This is a genomic window from Streptomyces capoamus, assembly GCF_014654935.1.
Lineage (GTDB): Bacteria > Actinomycetota > Actinomycetes > Streptomycetales > Streptomycetaceae > Streptomyces > Streptomyces capoamus.
Genome location: NZ_BNBF01000046.1, coordinates 22,846 through 25,566 on the forward strand (window position 1 = coordinate 22,846; position 2,721 = coordinate 25,566).

At 73.4% G+C, this 2,721-nt stretch carries 3 protein-coding genes; 2 read left to right on the forward strand and 1 reads right to left on the reverse strand.

Annotation, left to right across the window (positions count from 1 at the left end):
• On the forward strand, positions 1–691 hold a 691-nt coding region (locus IE312_RS36990), incomplete at its 5' end, for a polysaccharide deacetylase family protein (RefSeq protein ID WP_189986701.1).
• Positions 691–1,875 carry a YncE family protein gene (locus IE312_RS36995; protein ID WP_189986702.1) on the forward strand — a complete coding sequence of 395 codons (1,185 nt, stop codon included), beginning with the start codon at positions 691–693 and terminating at the stop codon, positions 1,873–1,875. The genes IE312_RS36990 and IE312_RS36995, both read left to right, overlap by 1 nt.
• On the opposite strand, the gene IE312_RS37000 is transcribed toward IE312_RS36995, so the two are convergent.
• On the reverse strand, positions 1,842–2,525 hold the full coding sequence (locus tag IE312_RS37000) for an N-acetyltransferase (RefSeq protein WP_189986703.1): 684 nt from the start codon (positions 2,523–2,525) through the stop codon (positions 1,842–1,844). The genes IE312_RS36995 and IE312_RS37000 overlap by 34 nt on opposite strands.
• Positions 2,526–2,721 lie beyond the last annotated feature (196 nt).

Consider the following 2,721-nt stretch of genomic DNA (forward strand, 5'->3'; position numbering starts at 1 on the left):
GCCCCCCGCTCCGGCCTCCACCGCCCCCGCCTCTGCCACCCCCGCCTCCCGGCGCCCCTCCGCGGCCCCTGCCCCCCGTGGATACCCGGGACACCCCGCCCAGATCACCCACGGCCCGCGCAACCGCCCCCGGGTGGCCCTCACCTTCCACGGCCAGGGCGACCCCGCCCTCGCCCGCGCCCTGCTCACCACCGCCGAGCAGCACGGCGCCCGGCTCACCGTGCTCGCCGTCGGCACCTGGCTGGACGAGTACCCGGACCTCGCCCGCCGCGTCCTCGACGGCGGCCACGACCTCGGCAACCACACCCAGCGGCACATCGGCATCAACACCCTGGCCGAGGCAGACGCCCGCCGGGAGATCACCGACTGCGCCGAACGGCTCGCACGGCTCACCGGCTCCATCGGCACCTGGTTCCGCCCCTCCCGCGCCCCGGCCGCCTCCCCGCTCGTCACCCGGCTGGCCCGCGCCGCCGGCTACCCGCACGTGCTGTCGTACGACGTCGACTCGCTCGACTACACCCGCCCCGGCGCCGCCGCCGTCACCCGCAGGGTCCTCGCCGGCGTGCGCAACGGATCGGTGGTGAGCCTGCACTTCGGCTACCCGGACACGGTCGCCGCCCTCCCCGACGTCCTCACCGAACTCGGCCGCCGCGGACTGCGCGCGGTCACCACCACGGAGCTGCTGAGCTGATGCGAACCACGAAAGCCGCCCGCCTGCTGGCCGCCGGTGCCGCCCTCACCGCCCTGACGCTGCTCTCCGCGTGCGGCGGCGGCACGGACCGCGAGAGCGAGGCCCTCGGCAGCAAGGCCCCGGTCCAGCCACGGGTGAACAAGCCACGGGTGAACGTGCTGCCGGGGATGCCCCCGGTCGAGGACCCGGCCGACCTGTACGCCGCCGACCGGCCGAACCGGCTGTCACCCGTGGTCCGGGACTTCCCCACCCGGGTGTACGTGCCCAACACCAACTCGAACACGGTCACCGTCATCGACCCCGCGACCTACAAGGTCGTCGAGACCATCCCGGTCGGCCGCCAGCCCCAGCACGTCGTGCCGTCCTGGGACCTGAAGACCCTGTGGGTCAACAACGACCTCGGCAACAGCCTCACCCCCATCGACCCGCGGACCGGGCGGGCCGGCAAGCCGGTCGCCGTGCACGACCCGTACAACCTGTACTTCACGCCCGACGGCAAGTACGCGGTCGTGATGGCCTCCATGGACCGCGAGCTGGTCTTCCGGGACGCGCACACCATGAAGGTCGTCAAGACGGTCCCGGTCAGCTGCTACGGCGTCAACCACGCCGACTTCTCCGTCGACGGCCGCTACTTCATCGTCTCCTGCGAGTTCAGCGGCGAGATCCTCAAGGTCGACACGGCCCGCATGAAGGTCGTCGCCCAGGAGAAGCTGCCGCTGCGCGGCGCCATGCCGCAGGACGTGAAGATCGCTCCGGACGGCAAGCTGTTCTACATCGCCGACATGATGGCGAACGGGCTGTGGATTTTCGACGGGGACCACTTCACCCGGCCCCGCTTCCTGGCCACCGGCAAGGGCGCCCACGGCCTCTACGTCAGCCGTGACTCCCGCGAGATGTACGTCTCCAACCGCGGCGAGGGCACCGTCTCCGTCTTCGACTTCACCCAGGACCGGCTCACCAAGAAGTGGCACCTGCCCGGCGGCGGCAGCCCCGACATGGGCGGCGTCTCCGCCGACGGCAAGATCCTGTGGCTCTCCGGCCGCTACAACGCCGAGGTGTACGCCATCGACACCCGCACCGGCGCCGAGGTGGCCCGCGTCAAGGTCGGCAGCGGCCCCCACGGCCTGGCCGTCTACCCCCAGCCGGGCCGCTACTCGCTGGGGCACACCGGCATCTTCCGCTGAAGCAGCAGCTCGGCGCCGACCGGACGGTAACCGGCCGCCTGGAACGCCCGCATGCTGCGGGCGTTCCCCGGTGCGACCTGCGCCCACAGCGGCTCCCCGGCGAGCTGGCGGGCCGCGGTCACCAGCAGCCGCCCGAGCCCCCGGTGCCGTCCCGCGGGCCCGCGCGCGCAGACTTCGTCCACCTCGGCGTTCACCTCGACCGACACCTCCAGCCGCCCGGCGACCCCGCGTCCCAGGGTCAGCACCCCGCCCCCGGCCGTCCAGGCCCGGACCTCGTCCCGGCGTGTGTGGGCGTAGGCGATCCGCGGGTGGTCCGGGTCCGTGACCTCGCGCAGCGCGAGCGGCGGCTCGCCCGGCAGCGGGCCGGCCACCAGCACCGCGTCCACGGTCTCGGCGCGGCGCCCGGTCCGGTCCATGAGCGCGGTCAGGAACCGCGGGTTCATCGCCGCCGCCAGCGGGTCGCAGTCCGTGCCGCGCAGCGCCTCGCGCACCCAGGCCGGGTCCTCGTCGGTGAAGACCACCGCATGCCCGGTGAACGCCATCACCCCGGCGTCCCGTGGTGAGGGCTGCGGCAGGACCGTCGTACCGCCGTCCGCCGCGGGGAAGGCGCCGGCCGCCGCCGCGTCGAGCACGTCCCGCAAGGTCTCCACGGCCCGCCCCTTCCGTCCTTCGCCCCGTGCGGGAGCCAGACTCGCAGACGGCCCGGGTGGTCGGCGCACCCCGGTCCGACGGGGGCCGTTAATCTGACCAGCGTCAGTACGCCAGCACGGCATGAGAAACACGAACAAAAGGGGCGGATCGGTGGCGGACATCGAGGAAGCACGCAAGCAGTTCCAGCGGATCGAC